Below are 854 nucleotides of genomic sequence, written 5' to 3' on the forward strand. Positions count from 1 at the left end.
CTGTATCGTCGATGGCTGAGTAATCCTCTTGATGAGGGGGAAGCGTTGCACCAAGGAGGTCAGCATGGCGATAACCAGTGAGTTTCTACAAAGCAGTGTTGTGTTTCTGTCGGCGGCGGTGATTGCTGTTCCTTTGGCGCAGCGATTTGGCTTAGGTTCGGTACTTGGCTATTTGTTGGCAGGGGTATTGATTGGCCCATGGGGATTACGCCTGATTAGCGATGTCGATGCGATTCTGCATTTTGCCGAGCTCGGGGTGGTGTTACTGCTGTTCTTAATTGGCTTGGAATTGAACCCGAAAAAATTATGGCAAATGCGAGGGCCGATTTTAGGTCTTGGCGGCGCGCAAGTTGTAGTGACGACGGCGGTTATTGGTAGCATTGTCAGTTTGTTTGGCTTGAGTATGCAGGTGAGTTTGGTCATCGGCATGGGGCTCGCCCTTTCCTCTACGGCTATTGCACTCAAAGTGATTGAAGAGCAAGGCCTCAATGGCACCGAAACGGGCCAGTCTGGTTTTGCTGTGCTGCTTTTTCAAGATATCGCCGTCATACCGATGTTGGCTATGTTACCGCTTTTGGCTGGTGAACAGAATGTAGGCAGTTGGTTCGATGCTTTTACCGTTTTAGGCAGTGTCGTAGCCTTGTTGATTGGTGGTCACTTTTTATTGCGCCCTCTGTTTCGTTTTGTCGTGATGAGTGGGGTTCGCGAGCTATTTACCGTGGCTTCACTCTTGGTGGTGCTAGGCATTTCGGTGGTGATGCAAAAACTGGGCTTGTCCATGGCGCTAGGAACTTTCTTAGCTGGAGTGCTGCTGGCCGAAAGTGAATATCGCCATGAGCTAGAAATCGCTATCG

The 854-nt window shown here is 50.2% G+C and carries 1 protein-coding gene; it reads left to right on the forward strand.

The genetic code is table 11. From position 1 onward, the window contains the following. Nucleotides 1-64 precede the first annotated feature (64 nt). The coding region (locus R7O13_RS25440) for a monovalent cation:proton antiporter-2 (CPA2) family protein (RefSeq protein ID WP_318305019.1) at nucleotides 65-854 on the forward strand (790 nt) is incomplete at its 3' end.

The organism is Vibrio sp. Y176 (assembly GCF_033438945.1).